Genomic DNA, 19,065 nt, shown 5'->3' on the forward strand with positions numbered 1-19,065 from the left:
GCCCAGTTAGGTGCAAACTTGATCCGCGCTGGATAGCCCATCTCGGCAAGACATGCCAGCTTGCCAGCCAAGGCATCCGCGCCGACCCTTCAGGAACCAGCTTCCGCCGTCCTGGCCCCGGTCCGTCGCGCCTGCATCACCATGCCGCCGGCAACGCCGACGCCGATGACGTACATCCAGCCCTCGTGAAAGTCGAACAAATGGGAGTTGAACAGCGAGGTAAAGACGTTCTGCACCACCACCAGGAGCCCGATCCAGTCGGCAAGCCCGTCGCCGCGAAACAACAAGAGATGCAGGATCCAGATCGCATACAGGACGACGATGCCGATGACGCCCCATTGGACGGCGACGTTCAGCGTCTGGTTGTGCGGATTTCCGATCACTTCGGCTGACGCCTGGTATTGCCCGCTGGGCGTCGCGACGCGCTCGAACAATCCGCGGGTCGAGCCCGTGCCGTGCCCGACGATCGGCGCCTCCGCGAAGAAGCCGAGCGATTTCCGCCAGAATTCGAGCCGCAGGCCCAGCGAGGTCGGCTCCCCCTTTTCCACATAGCGGGTGTAGTCGCTCTTGAACCGCTCTGCGGTCTCGCGCAGATGCGGCGAGGCCTGCCAGGCGAGAACGGCGCCTGCGAGCAGAGCGGCAGCGACGATGGCAATGCTGCGCCATTTCAGGTGAAGCAGCGCGAACACACCGAACATGATCGGAATGGTGACGAGCGCAGTGCGCGACACCACCACGAAGGCCATGTTGACGAAGAAGCTGAGCGCGAGCGCCGTGAGCAGCCCGGCGAACCAGTATCGTTTCTCGCGCAGCAGCATTACGATTGGATAGGCCAGCGCGACCGCGCAGAGCGTGAATTCCTGGCTCTGGTCGATGTAGTTCTTGACGAAGATGCCGCGTTCCGGCGGATCGGTCTTGAGGGCGAGGTTGGGATAGAAGGCGACCAGCCACGACATCACCGACAACAGTGCGCAGGACACCAGGAAGGCGACGAGCACCCAATGCCCGCGCTGCGAGCGCTCGAAATGGTAGAGCAGGATGGGCAGCACGAGCAGCTTGACGGTTGGATTGACCGCATAGAGGCGCGCGCCCCAGGACGCCTCCGACCACAGCGTCCCGACCAGCGCGAGAACGACCAGTGCGATCGGCGCAACACAGATCGGGCGCTTCAGCGATTGCAGGAACGCGCGGAAGTCGAGAAACGGCACCATGCAGAGCAGCATCAGCGCGTTGAAGATTCCCGCGAGCGACGTCGACCATGGCAGCGAAGCCGCGGTCAGGACCGCCAGGATGTCCACCGTCTCGCGCCAGGCTGCCGGGCTGCGTAGGCGCCGCCCGAACATCTGACCGGCCGTCCCGCCGGCGAGCGCCGTCACTTGCCCCCTCCCCGCGCGCGATGCACTAGAGCGGTGGTGCTGAAGCCCTGGAGGATGTCGACCAGCACGACCGTCCCGCCCTCGGCCTCGACGACCTCGTGACCGACGACCTGCTCGCGGGTGTAGTCGCCGCCTTTGACCAGCACGCCGGGCTTGATCCTGGTGATCAGCTCGATCGGCGTGTCCTCCTCGAAGATGATGACGAGATCGACGGCCTCCAACGCAGCCAGCACCTCGGCCCGCGCGCGCTCGTCCTGGACCGGCCGATCTGCGCCCTTCAGCCGCCGCACCGAGGCGTCGCTGTTGAGCCCCACGATCAGGCGGTCGCAGGCGGCGCGGGCCGCAGTCAGCACCTTGACGTGACCGGGATGGAGGATGTCGAAGCAGCCATTGGTGAAGCCGACGCGCAGACCCTGCCTTCGCCATTCGGCGAGCTGGGCGTCCAGCGTATCAGGTTCGAGCACGATCTTCTCCTCGGCGGCGAGATAGGCATGCGGCAGGATCTTTCGCCGCAGCTCGACCGCGCTCACGCTGGCGGTGCCCTGCTTGCCGACGGCGACCGCGGCAGCGGCATTGGCCATGCGCAGCGCGGTGTCCCAGTCGGCGCCCGCAGCGAGCGACACCGCGAGCGCGGCGGCGACGGTGTCGCCGGCCCCGGAGACGTCGCGCACCTTGACCGGAAAAGCCGGAACATGGACCGCCTCGCCGCCGCGCGGCACGAGCGTCATGCCGTGCTCACCGAGCGTGACCAGGATCGCCTCGCAATCGGCGAGCCGCATCACGTCTTCGCTGGCATCGACGATGCTCTGCGTGGTGTCGGCACGGCTGCGCGTCGCTTCCGAGAATTCCTTGCGGTTCGGTGTGAGCAGCGTCGCACCGCGATAGATCGCCCAGTTGAGGCTCTTGGGATCGACGATGACGGGCTTGCCGAGCTTACGGGCGGCGTCGATGGTGTGGCGGATCACGCGCGCGGTCAACACGCCCTTGGCGTAGTCGGACAATAGCACGATGTCGACGCGCGCGAGCTGCGGCAGGATCGCCTCGATCAGCTTCGTCTCGATCGCATCGGAGGCCGGCAGCGCCTGCTCCCAATCCGCACGCAGCATGTGCGTGGAGAAATGCTCGGAGACGAAGCGGACCTTTCGCGTGGTCGGGCGCGACGGATCACATACCAGCACGCTGTCGATGCCGGCGTGCTCCGCCAGGGCGGAAGCGAGCCGCCTTCCGGAATCGTCCTCCCCGACGAGGCCGACGAAGATGCAGCGCGCGCCGAGGGCGGCGACGTTGCGCGCGACGTTGCCGGCGCCGCCGACATGGATCTCGCTGCGCTGGGCCGAGATCACTGGCGCGGGTGCCTCCGGTGAGATCCGCGACACCTCGCCATAGACGAACTCGTCAAGCATGATGTCGCCGATGCACAACACCGTGCGGCCCGAGATGGCTCGTGCGAGGGCGTCGAAATCGAGAATGGGTGCCGGCATGATCGAGGCCTCAGCGGAAGCGGTCGGGCCGGTCGAGATAATCGCCGACATAAGCCTTCACCGCATCCTCGAGCGTCGTGAAGCCGCCGTTATAACCGGCGCGATGGAGGTGATCGACCTTGCTCTGGGTGAAATATTGGTAGCTGTTGCGGATGCTTTCGGGCATGTCGATATATTCGATGTTGGGATTTTTGCCGAGCGCGGCATAGGCTGCCAGCATCAAATCCCGGAAGCTACGCGCCTTGCCGGTCCCGACGTTGAACAGGCCGGATACCGACGGCGTCGCCAGCAGCCACATGACGACGCGCACGACATCGTCGACATAGATGAAATCGCGGCGCTGGTCGCCGTGGTCGATGCCGTCGCGGTGCGACTTGAACAGCTGCACGACGCGGCCCGCTTTGACGTCCTCGAAGCGACGCGCCAGCACGCTCATCATCGAGCCCTTGTGATATTCGTTGGGCCCGAACACGTTGAAGAATTTTAGTCCGGCCCATTGCGGCGGGAGCTGATCGCCGCGCGCGACCCGTTCGGCGACGGCGAGGTCGAACAGGTGCTTGCTCCAGCCGTACAGATTCATCGGCCGCAGCTTCTTCAGCGCCGGCAGCGAGGCGTCATCGTCGAAACCATCCGCGCCATCGCCATAAGTCGCCGCCGAGGAAGCATAAATGAACGGGACCGCATTCGCCGCGCACCAGTTCAGAAGGCGCATCGACAGGCGGAAATTGGTCTCGATCACGAGATCGCCGTCGGTCGCGGTGGTCTCGGAGATCGCCCCGAGATGAATCATGGCCTCTAACTTGCGGCCCTTCAGCCAATCCAGCAGCTCGGCCGGGGGCACGATATCCACAAGCTGGCGCTTGGCGAGGTTCCGCCATTTGCCCTCGTCGCCGAGCAGATCGCACACGACGACGTCGCTGCGGCCGGCCTCGTTCAGCGCGGCGACGACATTCGACCCGATAAAACCGGCCCCACCGGTCACCAGCAACATTCCGAAATCCCTGCCCGATCTTTGCGGCCCCGATAACTGCCGTAGCGCATCGTCCGCCAAAGTGTAAGCGTTTTGGACCACCGCTCTCCCGGCTTTACCTGCCGGCCCGGAGCGGCTAACCGAACCGCGACGCCATATCGCTCCCAAATGCTATTTAACGAATGAACCAAGATTCGCAATTTAGTGAAGATCCAGACCGGAGCGATACGCGCCCGATCCTGATCATTCCCTACATGTGGATCGGCGATTTCGTCCGGAATCACACCGTTGTGCGGGTGCTGAAGCAGCGCTGGCCGAACCGGCCGGTCGATCTGCTCACGACGTCGCTGTGTGCCCCGCTGGTCGATTACATGCCCGGCGTGCGTGAGGGCATCGTCTGGGACCTGCCGCGCGGCCGGCTCGCCATTGGCCGCCAGCTCAGCCTGGCAAAACTGCTGCGCGCGCGGAACTACGGCACCGCTTTGGTGCTGCCCCGGACCTGGAAGGCGGCCATTGCGCCTGCGCTGGCCGGCATCCCCGAACGGGTCGGCTTCGTCGGCGAGTTCCGGTTCGGCCTGCTCAACCACTGGCGCTGGGGCGAGAAGAAGCTGCCCCGCTTCATCGACAAGAACGCCGCCCTCGCGCAGCCCGATGGCGCGCCCCTGCCCCCGGAATGGCCGGTGCCGCAGCTCCGCGTGCCCCCAGAGGACATCGTCCGCTGGCGACAGGCCAACGGACTGAGCAACGGCGCAGCCGTGGCGCTGGCCCCCGGCTCGGTCGGCATCTCCAAGCGCTGGACCTCCTACCCCGAGGCCGCGCGGTTGCTGGTCGAGCGCGGGCTGGAGGTCTGGGTGGTCGGCGGCCCCGCGGAAAAGGACCTGGCCCAGGAGATCGTGGCGGCTGGCGGCCCGGGTGTCCGCGACCTCACCGGCACCGATTTGCGCAACGGCGTGCTGGCCATGGCCGCCGCCGGCGTCGCCATCTCCAACGATTCCGGCCTGATGCACATCGCAGCCGCCCTCGGCACCCCCACCATGGGCATCTTCGGCCCGACCAGCCCCTATCTCTGGGCTCCCCTCAACGGCCTCGCCGCAACCGTGGTGCAGGACAAGAGCGTGCTGTCGTGCCAGCCCTGCCAGAGCACGATCTGCAAGATGAACGACCACCGCTGCATGCGGGACATCGCGGCGAGCGAGGTGGTGGCGATCGCGCAGCGGGTGCTGGGGGAAACGGGGGTAAGGACGGAGACGTAAAGGGGCCTTCGCACGCGCCTTTGTAACAAATGTTACTTACACACTCGGGAAGAGTCGGCATCCTCGCATTTCCGGGGAGAGCCAATGGACGACGATTTCATCAAAACGCGCGCCGAGCACATCCGCGAACTTGCGACCAAGGCTGACCCGTTCACCAAGAAGCGCCTGCTCGACCTTGCGAGCGCCTACGAGCGCAGGCTGCGGCCAGCAACCTCCCCCGCTGCGAGAGCGCCGGGTGCTCATTTGCAGCCGCGGGCGAAGCAGTAGGGCATGCCGAAAGAGAAGGAACGCGAGAGCCAGCGCGTCGCCTTCGAGCGGCCGCTGCCGGCCCAGATGATGGCGATCGACGGCACCTGGCGGCGCCCCTGCTACGTCAAGGACGTGTCCGAGAACTCCGCCACGCTTCGCGTCGAGAGCTCCATCGAGGGCCTGACGCTGGCCGAATTCTTTCTTGTCCTTTCCTCGGTCGGCCTCGCCTACCGGCGATGCCAGCTCGATCGCGTGAACGGCGACGAACTCGAGGTCAGCTTCCTGCGTCAGAAGGCCAGGAAGCAGGCCGCACGACAATCCTCGGATTGATCGGGCCAGAGATCCGCCACCCGGCTCGTCCGGCGGACGTCCTGCGGACGTCCTGCGGAAAACAGGCATGTTGGGATGATGCCTGTCTACAGGTGTTTTGCCCGACGCGTCGAACTTCGAAAAATCAGCACCCAAGAGAGCCGCCGGCCAAGTCGTTGATCTTGCTATCGTCGTCTACTGTGCATGGGGTTGTTTTCGCACTTATTGTTTGGCGCGCGCGAAATGTGACGATTCAGAGCAGCGGCCGATAGACCTCACCGATCCGCGTCGCCTCCGCGTCCAGGCTGAAGCGCTCGAGCACCCGCGCCCGCCCTCGCGCGCCCATTGCCGTCGCTGCATCGACATCGCCCATCAGCGGCTCCAGCGCGGCGACCAACGCGTCCGCATCGCCGGTCGGGATCAATACGCCGCTGACGCCATCCTCCACCACGAGCTCGGCCGCGCCGGCGCGTGCGGCGACGAGGGCGCTGCCGGCCGCCATCGCCTCGATCAGCGTCAGGCCAAAACCTTCGTTGCGCGAGGTGAAGGCGTAGATCGTCAGCCGCTGATACCAGCGCTGCACCTGCTCGATCGGCAATTCGCCGGTGATGATGATGCGCGATTGCAGGCCGGCTGCCTCGATGCGCTTTTTCAGATCGTTGGCGAAAGCTGTCTGCTCGGGCGTGACCTGGCCGACGATCACGGCGGCGAAATCGGGATGACGCGGCAGAAGCCGGCACATCGCATCGACGAATACGTCGGTGCCCTTCTGCGCCCGCACGCGGCCGAAGCAGCCGATGGCGTAGCGGCCGGGCAGACCACTTTCGGCGAACGCCGCCGCACGATCCGTCGGAGGAGCATAGACGTCGGTGTCGACACCATGCGGGATCACGGTCGCCTTCACCTTCAGGAACGAAGCCGAGATGTCGCTCGTCGCGATGATCGCATCCATGCGCCGAATCAGCCAGCGCGTGATCCAGCTGTGATGGCGCTGCGCGGCAGAGGTGAACACGAGCTTGAGCGGCCAGCCGAGCGCGCGCAACACGACACCTGCGATCATCTCGTTGTTGCGCCGCGCGTGCCAGATCAGCGGCGCCTTGCGGCGCCACAGCTTCAGGAAATCCGCAACCCCAAGGCGCGCAATGCCCTCCGGCGCGTCCGAGCCGAACCAGGCGGCGCGATATAGTTTCGCCAAGCGCGGCGCCACCATCCGGTTGGTCGCGGTGACCCCGGAATAGCGCCTGTGCAGATTTGGCACGATCACATCGAGATCGCCGGGGAAATTCGCCACGTCACGCTCCGTTTCGCAAAATCCCTATACGCAACATTAAGCATAGTGACCAGTTCAGCCGCGCCGATACCCCCTCTTCACCACGCAAGCGTTAGTTTTGCGCGTTGATCGAAGACGGGTGAGATCATGACTGTGCTTGTCACCGGCGGTGCCGGCTATATCGGAAGTCACACGGTTCTGGCGCTGGCGGAAGCCGGCGAGGACGTCGTCGTGATCGACGATCTCTCCACGGGTTTCTCCACCTATCTGCCCGAGGGCGTGCCGCTCTTCATCGGCGATGCCGGCGACGAGAATTTGCTCGAAGGCGTGATCGCGCAGCACGACATCGAGAGCATCATCCATTTCGCGGGCTCGGTGGTCGTGCCGGATTCGATGCGCGATCCGCTCGGCTACTACCGCAACAATTTCATGACCGCGCGCAATCTGCTCAACGTCGCGGTCAAGCGCGGCATTGGCCGCTTCATCTTCTCCTCGACCGCCGCCGTCTACGGCAATCCGGATCAGGTGCCAGTGCCCGAGCACGCGCCGACGCGGCCGCTGTCGCCTTACGGCTCGTCGAAGCTGATGACGGAGATCATGCTGCACGACGTCGCCGCCGCCTACGGCATGCAATATGTGACCTTGCGCTACTTCAACGTCGCCGGTGCCGATCCGCACGCACGCATCGGCCTTGCCACCGTCGGCGCCACGCATCTGCTCAAGATCGCGGTGGAAGCCGCCACCGGCCAGCGCGCCAAGATCGACGTGTTCGGCACCGATTATCCGACCCCCGACGGCAGCTGCATCCGCGACTTCATCCACGTTACCGACCTGTCGCAGGCGCATCGCTCGGCGCTGGCCTATTTGCGCAATGGCGGCGCCTCGACGACGCTCAATTGCGGCTATGGCCGTGGCTATTCGGTGCTGGAGACGATCGACGCGGTGCGGCGGGTTTCCGGCCGCAGCTTCGCCGTGCAATACGCCCCGCGGCGGCCCGGCGACATCATGACCATGGTGGCCGACACCAGCCGCATCCGCGGCCTGCTCGACTGGCGGCCGCAATACGAGGACCTCGAGACCATCGCTGCCCATGCGCTGGCCTGGGAGGACAAGCTGTTCCGCGAGCGCCACGGCGAGCTCCGCCAGGCCGTGTCGGCCTAGAATCATCTCAAGCGCAAGCCCTTAATTGGGCTTGAAAAGGCCCGCTTGAGCGGGCACAGAGGCCCATCGATCCCTGACGCGCGGGCAGGCTTTGCCCTGCCCCGTCAATGGACCCCGGATGGCCCAGTTTCCAAAGAAAATCACCGACGATCCCTATGCGGCAGTGGTCCTGATTCGCCGCCTGGTCGTGGAGCAGGGCGTCGTCTATTGGCGGCGGTACCTCGTTGCTTTCGCGTTGATGGCGCTTGCCGCCGGATCGACCGCGGGCGCGACCTATGTGCTCGGCCAGGTCATCAACCAGGCCTATGTCGACAAGAACATCCCGGGCATCGCGATGTTCTCTGGCATCACGGTGATCCTGCTGTTCATCAAGGGTGTCGCAACCTACGGCCACATGGTGATCCTGACGAAGATCAGCAACGCCATCCTTGCCACCAACCAGCGCCAGCTGTTCGCCAAGCTGATGCGCGAGAGCGTCGGCTTCTTCTCGGAGCGGCATTCCTCTGAATTCCTGGCGCGGCTGACCGCCGGCGCCAAGTCGATCACCGACGTCCTCAACATGCTTGTCAACGCCGTCGGGCGCGACCTGTTGATGCTGCTCGCCATGATCTGCGTAATGGTGTGGCAGGACCCGCTGATGTCGTTCATCGGCCTCGTGGCGGTGCCGCCGGCGATGCTGGTGCTGCGCAAGCTGGTCAAGCGCATCAAGGGCCTTGCCTACAACCAGTTCACCGGCACCGCCGACATCCTGGAGACGATGCAGGAATCGCTGCAAGGCATCCGCACGGTGAAGGCGTTCACGCTCGAAGACACCATGCAGAAGCGCATCGACGAGAACATCGCGATCGTCGAGCGTAACGCCAACAAGATGGCGCGGGTCGCCAACCGCTCCAATCCGCTGATGGAGATGCTCGGCGGCTTCGCGGTGGCCGGCTGCCTGATGTATGGCGGCTATGCCGTCGTCGCGCTCAACGCCACGCCCGGCGCGTTCTTCTCGTTCATGACGGCGTTCCTGATGGCGACCGAGCCGGCCAAGCGGCTGGCCCGCCTCAACATCGACCTCAACAGCCAGCTCGTCGGCGCGCGCATGCTGCTCGAGATCATTGACAGCCCGGCGAGCGAGTATTCCGACGACGATAAGCCGGCACTGAAATTGTCCGATGCCCGGATCGAGCTGCGCGACGTCAGCTTCTCCTATCGTAGCGGCGAAACCGTGCTCAACCGCATGAGCTTCGTGGCCGAGCCCGGCAAGGTCACCGCGCTGGTCGGCCCATCCGGCGGCGGCAAGTCGACCGTGCTGGCGCTGCTGTTGCGCTTCTACGAGGTGACGCAAGGCGACATCGTGATCGACGGCCAGTCGATCTCATCAGTATCGCGCAAATCGCTGCGTGCGCAGACCGCCTATGTCGGCCAGGACGTCTATCTGTTCCGTGACACCATCCGCAACAACATCGCCTTCGGCCGACCCGGCGCGAGCGAGGGCGAAATCATCGAGGCCGCGAAGGCGGCTTGCGCGCATGATTTCATCATGGGCTTCCCGCTCGGTTACGACACGCCGGTCGGCGAGCACGGCACGCAGCTCTCGGGCGGTCAGCGCCAACGCATCGCCGTGGCGCGCGCGCTGATCAAGAATGCGTCGATCATCCTTCTGGACGAAGCCACCGCCGCGCTCGATTCCGAATCCGAGCGGCAGGTGCAGGAGGCGATCGAGCATCTGTGCCAGAACCGCACCACCCTCGTGATCGCGCATCGCCTGCACACCATCATGCACGCCGACAGCATTCTGGTGGTCGAGGGCGGCGAAATCGTCGAGCAGGGCCGGCACGACGAGCTGCTCCGCCGCGGCGGCCGCTACGCCTCGTTCTTCCGCCTGCAACACCGCGATTCCGGCGCTCTGGCGCCGATCAGCGCAACCGCATAGAGTTCGTTCCACCTCAAGAGCAGCGAGACCCGCATGAACGCCGCCTCCTACGTCATCCCGCTTCCGCCCCAGGCTTCGCTCCCCGTCGTCGGCGAGAGCGGCAGCTATCCCGTGCGCCGCATCTGGTGCGTCGGCCGCAACTATCTCGAGCACATCCGCGAGATGGGCAATGACGAGCGCGCCCCGCCGTTCTTCTTCGCCAAGCATGCCGACATGCTGGTGCCTGATGGCGCCACCATCCCCTATCCGCCGCTGACCAAGGATCTGCATCACGAGGTCGAGCTGATCGTCGCGATGAAAAGCGGCGGCCTCAACATTCCCGCCGACAAGGCGCTCGACCACGTCTACGGCTATGCCGTCGGCATCGACCTGACCCGCCGCGATCTCCAGATCGCCTCGCGCAAGAAGGAGCGCCCGTGGGAGATCGGCAAGTCGTTCGACGGCTCCGCCCCCTGCTCCGCGATTCAGCCTGCTGCGAAGATCGGCCATCCCGCCAAGGGCAAAATCTGGCTCACCGTCAACGGCAAGGAAACGCAGAAGGGCGACCTCACCGAATTGATCTGGAACGTGCCTGAGATCATCTGGCAGCTCTCGCAGCAAGTGAAGCTCGCCGCCGGCGACATCATCATGACGGGTACGCCCGCCGGCGTGTCGCAGCTCCAGCCCGGCGACAAGCTCGAATGCGGCGTCGACGGCGTCGGCACGCTGAAGGTGAGCATCGGCCAGCCCGAATAAACCGTCCGACGATTTCAAACCGAAAGGCCCCGGACCTGTCCGGGGCCTTTTCTATTCCGGTCGCATCTACCAGCCCTTCACCGGCCGATTGGCATGACTTGCCTGCGGGACACCCCGATTGAGCGACATGTGGGAATGCACGCACAGCCAACCATCGGCGTTTCGCGAGAACACCATCGTCGCCCGGCCGGGCCGTGGAAACGGGCTGCCATCGGGATGGTAGCCCGTGCTCGTCCATGGCGCGATCACGGTCACCATCGCGCCGTCGGCGGATGCTAGGATCGAGGCCTGATCGAGCACGAAACGGAAGTCGCTCGTCTTCGGCCAAACGTTATCCCATTGCGTCGAGACCCATTGATCGAGGCCGGGAATGACGTCGTTGTGCGTGCCGAAGGCGAGCACGTCCGGATGGAAGAGCGGCCGCGCCGAGGCATAGTCGACCTCGCGGACATAGCCCGCGAAGGTTTCCAGCCATTGCCGGAAGAATTGCACGATCTTGGTATTGGCGATCGGCAACGGACTCATCGCGGCCCCGATCACCGAACTGCCGACCACACGATCAAGCCGAGGACCAGCGCCGTCAGCGAGTACTTCAACGTGTAGTAGACGTTGCGATTCCATGCCTTCACCTTGCGGCTGGCGAGATGGATCTCGTAGAGCTTGCCGAACACCTTGTTCAGCACGCCGACACTCTCGCCATCGACGTTCTGGGTCGCCGACGCTTTGACGATGTGGTGGCTGACCCAGCGGTTGATCGCGGTCATGAAGCCGAACTTCATCGGGCGCTCGACGTCGCAGAACAGGATGATGCGGTTGACGTCGGTCGCATTCTCCGCGCTGTGGATGAAGGTCTCGTCGAACATGAAGGCCTCGCCGTCGCGCCAGACGCATTCGACGCCGTCGACGAGGATCCGGCACTTGTTCGAGTTCGGTGTGACCAAGCCGAGGTGATAGCGCAGCGAGCCCGCGAACGGATCGCGATGAGCCCCCAGCTTGCCGCCCGGCGGCAACATCGCGAACATCGCACCGTGCACCGACGGAATCGAATTGAGCAGCTCCACCGTCTTGGGGCACAGCGTGCGCGCCGAGGGCAGGAAGTCGTCGTACCATTTCAGGTAAAATCGCTTCCAGCCGCTCTTGAAGAAGGAATAGAAGCCCCAGTCGTTGTTCTTGGCGGCGGCGCGAATGAAGCCTTCGTCGAACAGGCGCACTGCCTCGTCGCGGATGGTCTCCCAATTCTCGCTGAGCGGCTTAAGCTCCGGAAACTGCTCGACCGGGATCACCGGCTTGTTCGGCACGGCCGAGCCCGCATACATCAGCACATTGTAGGGTGCGAGATAGGTCGAGTGATCGCCGAGCTGGCGCGCGAACCGCAGCCGCTGCTTGCCGCGGAAGTGAACGTAAATCGTCGAGGCCGCCAGCACATAGAGAATGACAAGTTGCGGCGCAAAAAGCTGTTTCAGCATGTCCCCAGCTCCCCAGTGAACCCAGCCCGGGACGTCATCTACCCCCGCCCGGGCGGAGCGGCAAGATATCACCGGGGGGTTGCAAATCACGCTGCGGGGAGCGTACAGGCGGAACTTGGGTCTGAAGGACCGAAACCGGCCGATCAGGCCCGGGACAGTGCCTGGAGACCCTTGAAGGTCAAGCGCTTGGGATCCGTGACCCCGGCAACGTAGAGTCGGCGGATGAAGGCGGTAACGGCGTCGCGGTCGCAATCGGTCAGCGCGACGACGGCGTCGACCGCGATTCTCTGGGCTTCCATTGGGCTTACCTCGGCCTTGCGAGTACCCCGGCCGAGACAGGCTAGGACTGATCCGTAAATCCGGCGTTAACTGTCCAGCAAGCATGGCCGATTCATTGCCGCGGCCGTATACGCGAAACAACGCATTGCGTGGCCCGCCGGCTGCTCAGAACGCCCTAATGCTCCTGCTTAGCTGCGCAAAGTGCTTCTTCAGCCGGGGGACGGCAAAGTCGGTGAAGGCTCGCACCTTTGGCACCGAGAGCCGGCCCTGCGGGCAGATCAGGTGCGCTGGCATTTCCGGATCGGCATCACCCGCCAGCACGATCTCGAGCTCGCCGCGCGCGACCTGCTCGGCCACCTGATAGGAGTACATCCGCGCCACGCCGCGCCCGGCGACCGCGGAAGCCACCGCCGCGTAGGTGCTGTTGACGATGAGCCGCGGGGTGAACTGGACCGTACGGGCAGCCGATGAACCAGGTAGCGGCGCAAAGGTCCAGGAATGGGGCAGATGGGCCATCGCGACGACCTGATGCTTGGCGAGATCGCCGGGCTCGGTAATGCGCGGATGCTGTTTCAGATAGCGCGGGGCTGCAACAACGACGCGGCTGATCTCGCCGACCCGCATTGCGATCATCGCCGAATCCGCAAGTGGTCCGATGCGAAGAGCAACGTCGACGCCCTCCTCGACCAAGTTGACCGCGCGATCGAACAGCAGCAGCTTGGCCGATACTGTCGGATAAGCGTCCAGGAACGCGTCGAGGATCGGTCTCAGCACCATCTCGCCCGACACCACGGGAGCAGTGATCGTGAGCAGGCCACGCGGAGCGGCCCGTGGTCCGGCCGCGATGTCGTCGGCCTCCTCCAATTCGGCGAGCACACGGCGGCAGATCGCAACATAACGCTCGCCCTCCTCGCTCAGCTTGATCGAGCGCGTGGTCCTGTGCAGCAGCTCGGTGCCGACGCGCTGCTCCAGGAAGGCGATGGCGCGGCTCACGGCAGCCGGCGAGCGTCCGAGCTTACGGCCGGCAGCAGCCAGGCTGCCCTCGTCCACCACGAGGACGAACACCTTCATCGCATCCAGACGATCCATACGCTCCCTGCCGCCCCTCAAGTTCCGCCTGCAGGCTAAGACCTCGCTGCTACCGCGACAACCGGCTGGGATGCCGAGCGGCCATTCGTTCGCCGCGCGAAAGAATGTCTACCGGACAGCGCGTATTCGCAACCGCGGCAGCCCGGCGTATCTCAGCGGGCAGGCCAGCGGTGCTGGCGCATTCTCAAAGCCGACAACAGGAGCCCATCATGGGTATCGAGCAGAAGGTCGCCATCGTCACCGGAGCCTCGCAGGGCATCGGCGCCGCCCTGGTCCAGGGTTTTCGCGATCGCAATTACCGCGTCGTCGCCACGGCGCGATCCATCAAGCCGTCGGGCAATGATGACGTCCTCGCCATTCCCGGCGACATCGCCGACCGAAGCACGGCGGAACGTGTGGTCTCGCAGGCGGTCGACCGTTTTGGTCGCGTCGACACGCTGGTCAACAATGCCGGCATCTTCGTTGCCAAGCCGTTCACGCAGTACACGGCCGAGGACTATGCGGCGGTGATGGGCACCAACGTGGCAGGCTTCTTCCACATCACGCAGCTCGCGATCGCCGAGATGGAGAAGCAGGGATCTGGCCACGTCGTCCAGATCACGACCACGCTGGTCGACCATGCCAACTCGAACGTACCGTCGGTGCTGGCCTCTCTGAGCAAGGGCGGCCTCAATGCCGCGACCAGGTCGCTCGCGATCGAATATGCCAGGCGCGGCATCCGCGTGAACGCAGTCTCGCCGGGGATCATCAAATCGCCGATGCACCCAGTCGCGACGCATGCCCAGCTCAGCGCGCTGCACCCGGTTGGCCATATGGGCGAGATGTCCGACATCGTCGATGCCGTGCTCTATCTCGAGGGTGCCTCCTTCGTCACCGGCGAGATCCTGCACGTCGACGGCGGCCAGAGCGCCGGCCATTGAGAGGAGACCCGAGATGCCCATCGTCACCATCCAAGTGACTCGCGAAGGAACGACGCCGGGCGCGGCGTCGCTCTCAGCGGAGGAAAAAGCCGCGCTGATCAAGGGATCCAGTGAGCTCCTGCGTGACGTGCTTGGCAAGCCGCTTGAGGCAACCTTCGTCGTCATCGAAGAAGTCGACACCGACAATTGGGGTTGGGGTGGCCTGCCCGTGCAGGAATTCCGGCGGCGGCGCGCTGCCCAGAAAGGGTGATCCACACGCCATCCTGCGTGGAGCAAGAAGATATGACCAATACACATACGAAGCAACGCATGGACGCCCGGCTGCATCCGCAGCCGGGATCAGAATCGCAACGAACTTGGCGATATGCGGTGGCAGGACTGTCTGCATCGCTGGTCGGGCTTGGCCTCGCCCGCTTCTCCTACACACCACTGATCCCGGCGCTGATTGCGGCAAAGTGGTTCAGCGCGTCCGATATCGTCTATCTCGGCGCGGCCAACCTCGCCGGCTATCTCGCCGGCGCGCTCGCGGCACGAGCGGTCGCAACCCGCATCGGCGCGGTCCGCGCTCTGCGGGCAATGATGCTGCTCGCCACCCTCTCCTTCTTCGCCAGCTCGGCCCCGGTCTCGTTCACCTGGTTCTTCACGTGGCGTTTTCTGTCCGGCCTCACCGGGGGCATCATCATGGTGCTCGCAGCGTCCGTCATTTTGCCGCACACCCTGGTCACCCGACGCGGCCTCGTCGGCGGCGTGATCTTTGCGGGCGTCGGCCTCGGCGTCGCCGCGTCAGGCACGTTGGTGCCGCTGTTGCTGCACCAGGGCCTGCAGCAGAGCTGGTATGGCCTTGGCATACTCTCGGCCGTGCTGACGCTGGCGAGCTGGTGGAACTGGCCGGCCGACGTCAAGGCTGATGCGGCCCCCTCGCATCATCCGAAGCACCATCGCGCCTCGTCAGCCGAACGTGCGCTGCTGATCCAGTACGGCCTCAACGCGGTGGCGCTGGTGCCGCATATGGTGTTCATCGTCGACTTCGTCGCACGCGGCCTTGGTCAGGGCATTGCCGCGGGATCGCGCTATTGGGTGCTGTACGGCCTCGGCGCGATCGTGGGGCCGCTCGTCGCCGGCCATCTCGGTGACCGCTCCGGCTTCGGTCCGGCGCTGCGAGCAGCCTTCCTGATCGAGGCGGCCGCGGTGCTGCTCCCGACCGTCAGCACGGCCCCTGTCTCGCTGATCGTGTCGAGCGTGGTAATCGGCGGCTTCACGCCGGGCATCGTACCATTGGTGCTCGGGCGCATCCATGAGCTGGTTCCCCATTCTGCCGAGCAGCAGCGTGCGACGTGGAGCCACGCCACCACCAGCTTTGCGCTGTTTCAGGCAGCCGCGGCCTATGGCTTCTCCTGGATCTATGCGCAGACCGGCGGCGACTATCTCGTTCTGTTTTCGCTCGGCGGCGGCGCCGTCGTCCTGGCACTGGCGATCGATCTTGGGCTCGCGCTGACCACGCGCAAAGCCTGACCGCACACGGCGGCGTGATCAGGAATATCGCATCACGCCGTCATCGATCCGGCCGAAGCGCAAGGAGACGATGTCGACGGCGTAGTTCTGATACAGCCGCCATGGCCGTTTCGAGCCCTGCTTCGGCATTTTTGCGATCGAGCGCTGCACATAGCCCGAGGTGAAATCCAGCGACGGCTGCGCGGTGATATCAGGGTCGACGTTGTGCGGCATGCACTGACGGAAATTGTGCCGGTCCATGTAGTTGATGAGTCGGCAGACATATTCGCAGGTGAGATCGCACTTCAACGTCCAGGACGCGTTGGTGTAGCCGAAGGCGGAGGCCATGTTCGGCACGTCGGCATACATCATGCCCTTGTAGGTCAGCGTGTTGGCAAAATCGACGGCGCGGCCGTCGACGCTCACCTCGAGACCGCCGACGACCTGGAGCACCAGCCCCGTCGCGGTGACGACGATGTCTGCCGCAAGCTCGCGGCCGTCCATGAGGCGAATGCCGTCACGCGTGAAGGTATCGATCTCGTTGGTGACGACGGCGGCGCGCTGCTCGCGGATCGCCTTGAACAAGTCGCCGTCGGGCACGAGGCACAGCCGCTGGTCCCAGGGATTGTAGCGCGGCGTGAAATGGGTTGCGACGTCGTAGTCGGGGCCGAGCGCCATCTGCACGCCCTTGAGGATGAGGTCCTTCACCTTCGCGGGCCTGCGCCGGCTGAGCTGGAAGAAGAACATCCCCCACATCACGTTGCGCCAGCGGATCAGGTGATAAGCGAGTCGCGCCGGCAGATTGCGGCGCAGCTTGTTGGCCAGGGGATCCTGAGCGGGGCGCGACACGACATAGGTCGGCGAGCGCTGGAGCATGGTGACCTGCGCCGCCTTCTTGGCGAGCTCCGGCACCAGCGTCACCGCGGTCGCGCCCGAGCCGATCACGACGACGCGTTTGCCCGCATAGTCGATGTCCTCGGTCCATTTCTGCGGATGCACGATGTGGCCGGCGTAGTCGGCCGTGCCCTTGAACTCCGGCGTGTAGCCCGCCTCGTATTTGTAATAGCCCGAGCACATGAACAGAAAATTGCAGGTGAAGCGCACCAGTTCAGTTGCGCCCTCGCCTGTCGTGCGTTCGGCCTCGACGGTCCAGCGCGCCTCGCTCGTCCACCATGCCGCCCGCTTGACCCGATGGCGGAAACGGATGTGCCTGTCGATGCCGTTATCGCTCGCGGTCTCGCGCACATAATTCAGGATCTGCGGCCCGTCAGCGATTGCCTTCGGATCCGTCCACGGCTTGAAGGAATAGCCGAGCGTGAACATGTCGCTGTCAGAGCGGATGCCGGGATAGCGAAACAGGTCCCAGGTCCCGCCGATGCAGTCGCGGCCCTCGAGGATGACGTAGCTCTTGGCCGGGCACTTCGTCTGCAAATGATAGCCCGCGCCGATGCCGGACAAGCCGGCACCGATGATGAGGACGTCAAATTGTTCTTGTTGCATGGTTTCCTCCGCCACCGAGGATTGTCCGCCCGTCGCGGCCGGTCGTCAATTGGCAATCAGCCTGCAGCAACTGTAGAGCGAGTTGAATGCCATGCACCCAAACAACAAAGCCCCGGATCACTCCGGGGCGTTGCATTGAGGCTAGATCGATCGAATTGATCAGTAGCGGTAGTGATCGCTCTTGTACGGACCTTCCTGCTTCACGCCGATGTAGTCGGCCTGATCCTTGCGCAGCTCGGTGAGCTTGACGCCGATCTTGGCGAGGTGCAGGCGGGCGACCTTCTCGTCGAGCGTCTTCGGCAGCACGTACACTTCCTTCTTGTACTTGCCGTCCTTGTTGTTGGCGAACAGCTCGATCTGCGCCAGCGTCTGGTTGGTGAAGGACGCCGACATCACGAAGGACGGATGGCCCATCGCGTTGCCGAGGTTCACGAGGCGGCCCTCCGACAGCATGATGATGCGGTGCTTGTCGGGAAACTCGATCTCGTCGACCTGCGGCTTGATGTTGGTCCACTTCAGATTGCGGAGAGCCGCGATCTGGATCTCGTTGTCGAAGTGGCCGATGTTGCAGACGATGGCGCGATCCTTCATCGCACGCATGTGCTCGATGGTGATGATGTCCTTGTTGCCGGTGGCGGTGACGAAGATGTCGGCGCGGGGCGCGGCGTCTTCCATGGTCACGACCTCGTAGCCTTCCATCGCGGCCTGCAGCGCGCAGATCGGATCGACTTCGGAGACCATGACGCGGCAGCCGGCCTGGCGCAGCGAAGCGGCCGAGCCCTTGCCGACGTCGCCGAAGCCGGCGACCATCGCGACCTTGCCCGACAGCATCACGTCGGTGCCGCGGCGGATGCCGTCGACCAGCGATTCACGGCAGCCGTAGAGGTTGTCGAACTTCGACTTGGTGACGCTGTCGTTGACGTTGATGGCCGGCCACAGCAGCTTGCCGGCCTTCTGCATGTCGTAGAGACGATGCACGCCCGTGGTGGTCTCTTCGGAGACGCCCTTGATGCTCTCGGCGATCGCGGCGAAGTAGCCCTTCGGCTTCTCCTTGAGCTGCTTCTTCAGAAGCGCGAAGAAGACTTCCTCTTCCTCGGAGCCGGGCTTGTCGAGGAAGGCGGTGTCGCCGTTCTCGGCGCGCAGACCGAGATGGACGTACATGGTGGCGTCGCCGCCGTCATCGAGGATCATGTTCGGGTGACCGCCGCCGTGCCAGTCGAACAGCTTTGCGGTGTAGTCCCAGTACTCGGTCAGCGTCTCGCCCTTGACGGCGAAGACGGGAATGCCGGCGGCCGCGATCGCGGCGGCGGCGTGATCCTGCGTCGAGTAGATGTTGCAGGAGACCCAGCGGATGTCGGCGCCGAGCGCTGCCAGCGTCTCGATCAGCACGCCGGTCTGAATCGTCATGTGCAGCGAGCCGGCGATGCGCGCGCCCTTCAGCGGCTGCTTCGGGCCGTACTCCTCGCGGGTGGCCATCAGGCCGGGCATCTCGGTCTCGGCCAGCGAGAGTTCCTTGCGGCCGAAATCGGCCAGCGAAATGTCCTTGACGATGTAATCGGTGAAGCCGGGCTTCGCGTTCATGGGAGGTTCCTATT

The 19,065-nt window shown here is 64.6% G+C and carries 19 protein-coding genes; 9 read left to right on the forward strand and 10 right to left on the reverse strand.

Annotated features, from left to right (window positions below; translation table 11 throughout):
• Positions 1 to 89: 89 nt before the first annotated feature.
• The 3 genes from BCCGELA001_RS25290 to rfaD are packed head-to-tail and all read right to left on the reverse strand — an operon-like array spanning position 90 to position 3,848.
• Entirely contained in the window at positions 90 to 1,376 is a 1,287-nt protein-coding gene (locus BCCGELA001_RS25290; RefSeq protein ID WP_060736592.1) for an O-antigen ligase family protein, read from the reverse strand.
• On the reverse strand, positions 1,373 to 2,857 hold the full coding sequence (rfaE1, locus tag BCCGELA001_RS25295; RefSeq protein ID WP_008555060.1) for a D-glycero-beta-D-manno-heptose-7-phosphate kinase: 1,485 nt from the start codon (positions 2,855 to 2,857) through the stop codon (positions 1,373 to 1,375). Before rfaE1 ends, BCCGELA001_RS25290 begins: the two co-directional genes overlap by 4 nt.
• A gap of 10 nt (positions 2,858 to 2,867) precedes the next feature.
• On the reverse strand, positions 2,868 to 3,848 hold the full coding sequence (gene rfaD, locus BCCGELA001_RS25300; protein WP_060736593.1) for an ADP-glyceromanno-heptose 6-epimerase: 981 nt from the start codon (positions 3,846 to 3,848) through the stop codon (positions 2,868 to 2,870).
• Between the two features lie 161 nt (positions 3,849 to 4,009).
• Here rfaD and waaF point away from each other — a divergent pair, with 161 nt between their 5' ends.
• From waaF to BCCGELA001_RS25315, 3 genes are all read left to right on the forward strand, one after another.
• Positions 4,010 to 5,080 carry a lipopolysaccharide heptosyltransferase II gene (waaF, locus tag BCCGELA001_RS25305; RefSeq protein WP_060736594.1) on the forward strand — a complete coding sequence of 357 codons (1,071 nt, stop codon included), beginning with the start codon at positions 4,010 to 4,012 and terminating at the stop codon, positions 5,078 to 5,080.
• A gap of 84 nt (positions 5,081 to 5,164) precedes the next feature.
• Entirely contained in the window at positions 5,165 to 5,347 is a 183-nt protein-coding gene (locus BCCGELA001_RS25310) for a hypothetical protein (protein ID WP_008555086.1), read from the forward strand.
• A gap of 3 nt (positions 5,348 to 5,350) precedes the next feature.
• Entirely contained in the window at positions 5,351 to 5,659 is a 309-nt protein-coding gene (locus BCCGELA001_RS25315) for a hypothetical protein (RefSeq protein ID WP_008555088.1), read from the forward strand.
• Positions 5,660 to 5,891: 232 nt separating this feature from the next.
• Here the strand turns inward: BCCGELA001_RS25315 and BCCGELA001_RS25320 are convergent, their stop codons facing one another.
• Positions 5,892 to 6,929: a glycosyltransferase family 4 protein gene (locus BCCGELA001_RS25320; protein ID WP_008555090.1), complete on the reverse strand. Its 1,038-nt coding sequence runs from the start codon at positions 6,927 to 6,929 to the stop codon at positions 5,892 to 5,894.
• A gap of 126 nt (positions 6,930 to 7,055) precedes the next feature.
• Between BCCGELA001_RS25320 and galE the strand changes: the two genes are divergently transcribed.
• The 3 genes from galE to BCCGELA001_RS25335 all read left to right on the forward strand — a co-directional run bounded on the left by galE (position 7,056) and on the right by BCCGELA001_RS25335 (position 10,725).
• The gene (gene galE / locus BCCGELA001_RS25325; RefSeq protein ID WP_008555092.1) at positions 7,056 to 8,069 is read left to right on the forward strand and encodes a UDP-glucose 4-epimerase GalE; all 1,014 of its coding nucleotides are present in this window, start codon (positions 7,056 to 7,058) and stop codon (positions 8,067 to 8,069) included.
• 118 nt (positions 8,070 to 8,187) lie between these two features.
• Positions 8,188 to 9,990: an ABC transporter ATP-binding protein gene (locus BCCGELA001_RS25330; protein ID WP_008555094.1), complete on the forward strand. Its 1,803-nt coding sequence runs from the start codon at positions 8,188 to 8,190 to the stop codon at positions 9,988 to 9,990.
• Between the two features lie 33 nt (positions 9,991 to 10,023).
• Positions 10,024 to 10,725 (forward strand): fumarylacetoacetate hydrolase family protein, encoded by a 702-nt coding sequence (locus tag BCCGELA001_RS25335; RefSeq protein WP_008555096.1) that lies wholly within the window; start codon positions 10,024 to 10,026, stop codon positions 10,723 to 10,725.
• A 66-nt stretch (positions 10,726 to 10,791) separates the two neighbouring features.
• Here the strand turns inward: BCCGELA001_RS25335 and BCCGELA001_RS25340 are convergent, their stop codons facing one another.
• The 4 genes from BCCGELA001_RS25340 to BCCGELA001_RS25350 form a co-directional block, all read right to left on the reverse strand.
• Positions 10,792 to 11,250, reverse strand: a complete 459-nt coding sequence (locus BCCGELA001_RS25340; RefSeq protein WP_060737827.1) for a YybH family protein — start codon at positions 11,248 to 11,250, stop codon at positions 10,792 to 10,794.
• Between the two features lie 11 nt (positions 11,251 to 11,261).
• Positions 11,262 to 12,191: an aspartyl/asparaginyl beta-hydroxylase domain-containing protein gene (locus BCCGELA001_RS25345; protein ID WP_008555100.1), complete on the reverse strand. Its 930-nt coding sequence runs from the start codon at positions 12,189 to 12,191 to the stop codon at positions 11,262 to 11,264.
• Positions 12,192 to 12,334: 143 nt separating this feature from the next.
• Positions 12,335 to 12,490, reverse strand: coding sequence for a hypothetical protein (locus tag BCCGELA001_RS38490; protein WP_008555101.1), 156 nt, complete (start codon positions 12,488 to 12,490; stop codon positions 12,335 to 12,337).
• 145 nt (positions 12,491 to 12,635) lie between these two features.
• The gene (locus BCCGELA001_RS25350; protein WP_008555103.1) at positions 12,636 to 13,559 is read right to left on the reverse strand and encodes a LysR family transcriptional regulator; all 924 of its coding nucleotides are present in this window, start codon (positions 13,557 to 13,559) and stop codon (positions 12,636 to 12,638) included.
• A gap of 209 nt (positions 13,560 to 13,768) precedes the next feature.
• On the opposite strand from BCCGELA001_RS25350, the gene BCCGELA001_RS25355 reads away from it, so the two are divergent.
• Genes BCCGELA001_RS25355 through BCCGELA001_RS25365 form a run of 3 tightly spaced genes read left to right on the forward strand, consistent with a single transcriptional unit; the run spans position 13,769 to position 15,991 of the window.
• Entirely contained in the window at positions 13,769 to 14,479 is a 711-nt protein-coding gene (locus BCCGELA001_RS25355; protein WP_008555105.1) for an SDR family NAD(P)-dependent oxidoreductase, read from the forward strand.
• A 13-nt stretch (positions 14,480 to 14,492) separates the two neighbouring features.
• Positions 14,493 to 14,729: a tautomerase family protein gene (locus BCCGELA001_RS25360; protein WP_008555108.1), complete on the forward strand. Its 237-nt coding sequence runs from the start codon at positions 14,493 to 14,495 to the stop codon at positions 14,727 to 14,729.
• A 32-nt stretch (positions 14,730 to 14,761) separates the two neighbouring features.
• Positions 14,762 to 15,991 carry an MFS transporter gene (locus tag BCCGELA001_RS25365; protein ID WP_060736595.1) on the forward strand — a complete coding sequence of 410 codons (1,230 nt, stop codon included), beginning with the start codon at positions 14,762 to 14,764 and terminating at the stop codon, positions 15,989 to 15,991.
• Between the two features lie 18 nt (positions 15,992 to 16,009).
• Here BCCGELA001_RS25365 and BCCGELA001_RS25370 read toward each other — a convergent pair whose 3' ends face one another.
• Together BCCGELA001_RS25370 and ahcY are read right to left on the reverse strand one after the other, a co-directional pair.
• Positions 16,010 to 17,470, reverse strand: coding sequence for a flavin-containing monooxygenase (locus BCCGELA001_RS25370; protein ID WP_060736596.1), 1,461 nt, complete (start codon positions 17,468 to 17,470; stop codon positions 16,010 to 16,012).
• A 159-nt stretch (positions 17,471 to 17,629) separates the two neighbouring features.
• Positions 17,630 to 19,051: an adenosylhomocysteinase gene (ahcY, locus tag BCCGELA001_RS25375; protein ID WP_008555119.1), complete on the reverse strand. Its 1,422-nt coding sequence runs from the start codon at positions 19,049 to 19,051 to the stop codon at positions 17,630 to 17,632.
• Positions 19,052 to 19,065: the final 14 nt, after the last annotated feature.

The sequence above is a fragment of the Bradyrhizobium sp. CCGE-LA001 genome (assembly GCF_000296215.2).
GTDB lineage: Bacteria > Pseudomonadota > Alphaproteobacteria > Rhizobiales > Xanthobacteraceae > Bradyrhizobium.

What these genes read in the sequence shown, in the direction of transcription:
- rfaE1 (WP_008555060.1), bottom strand. Translation starts at nt 2,857, where the DNA reads ATGCCGGCACCCATTCTCGATTTCGACGCCCTCGCACGAGCCATCTCG.
- rfaD (WP_060736593.1), bottom strand. Translation starts at nt 3,848, where the DNA reads ATGTTGCTGGTGACCGGTGGGGCCGGTTTTATCGGGTCGAATGTCGTC.
- waaF (WP_060736594.1), top strand. Translation starts at nt 4,010, where the DNA reads ATGAACCAAGATTCGCAATTTAGTGAAGATCCAGACCGGAGCGATACG.
- BCCGELA001_RS25310 (WP_008555086.1), top strand. Translation starts at nt 5,165, where the DNA reads ATGGACGACGATTTCATCAAAACGCGCGCCGAGCACATCCGCGAACTT.
- BCCGELA001_RS25315 (WP_008555088.1), top strand. Translation starts at nt 5,351, where the DNA reads ATGCCGAAAGAGAAGGAACGCGAGAGCCAGCGCGTCGCCTTCGAGCGG.
- galE (WP_008555092.1), top strand. Translation starts at nt 7,056, where the DNA reads ATGACTGTGCTTGTCACCGGCGGTGCCGGCTATATCGGAAGTCACACG.
- BCCGELA001_RS25330 (WP_008555094.1), top strand. Translation starts at nt 8,188, where the DNA reads ATGGCCCAGTTTCCAAAGAAAATCACCGACGATCCCTATGCGGCAGTG.
- BCCGELA001_RS25335 (WP_008555096.1), top strand. Translation starts at nt 10,024, where the DNA reads ATGAACGCCGCCTCCTACGTCATCCCGCTTCCGCCCCAGGCTTCGCTC.
- BCCGELA001_RS25340 (WP_060737827.1), bottom strand. Translation starts at nt 11,250, where the DNA reads ATGAGTCCGTTGCCGATCGCCAATACCAAGATCGTGCAATTCTTCCGG.
- BCCGELA001_RS25345 (WP_008555100.1), bottom strand. Translation starts at nt 12,191, where the DNA reads ATGCTGAAACAGCTTTTTGCGCCGCAACTTGTCATTCTCTATGTGCTG.
- BCCGELA001_RS38490 (WP_008555101.1), bottom strand. Translation starts at nt 12,490, where the DNA reads ATGGAAGCCCAGAGAATCGCGGTCGACGCCGTCGTCGCGCTGACCGAT.
- BCCGELA001_RS25350 (WP_008555103.1), bottom strand. Translation starts at nt 13,559, where the DNA reads ATGGATCGTCTGGATGCGATGAAGGTGTTCGTCCTCGTGGTGGACGAG.
- BCCGELA001_RS25355 (WP_008555105.1), top strand. Translation starts at nt 13,769, where the DNA reads ATGGGTATCGAGCAGAAGGTCGCCATCGTCACCGGAGCCTCGCAGGGC.
- BCCGELA001_RS25360 (WP_008555108.1), top strand. Translation starts at nt 14,493, where the DNA reads ATGCCCATCGTCACCATCCAAGTGACTCGCGAAGGAACGACGCCGGGC.
- BCCGELA001_RS25365 (WP_060736595.1), top strand. Translation starts at nt 14,762, where the DNA reads ATGACCAATACACATACGAAGCAACGCATGGACGCCCGGCTGCATCCG.
- BCCGELA001_RS25370 (WP_060736596.1), bottom strand. Translation starts at nt 17,470, where the DNA reads ATGCAACAAGAACAATTTGACGTCCTCATCATCGGTGCCGGCTTGTCC.
- ahcY (WP_008555119.1), bottom strand. Translation starts at nt 19,051, where the DNA reads ATGAACGCGAAGCCCGGCTTCACCGATTACATCGTCAAGGACATTTCG.